Consider the following 255-nt stretch of genomic DNA (forward strand, 5'->3'; position numbering starts at 1 on the left):
TCAAGGCGTTTTCCCAGGCGCAGCTGGTGCGCACCAAGACCGACCAGGTCGACGCCAAGGTCATTGCCGAGTTCTGCGCCAAGCATGGTCCGGAAGCATGGCAGCCGCCGCCGCTGAGCGAACAGGAATTGAAAGCGATGGTGCTGCGCCTGGATGCGCTGCTGGCCATGCAGACGCAGGAAACGAACCGCCTGGACGTGGCGCGCGAATCGGTCCGGGCCGATATCGAACAGCATATTGCCTGGCTCGGCGAGC

General features: G+C 63.9%; 1 protein-coding gene. It reads left to right on the forward strand.

Translation table 11 applies throughout. The features are described from left to right. The coding region (locus GTP77_RS30040) for an IS110 family transposase (protein WP_161075770.1) at window positions 1–255 on the forward strand (255 nt) is incomplete at both ends.

The sequence above is a fragment of the Pseudoduganella aquatica genome (genome assembly GCF_009857595.1).
GTDB lineage: Bacteria > Pseudomonadota > Gammaproteobacteria > Burkholderiales > Burkholderiaceae_D > Rugamonas > Rugamonas aquatica_A.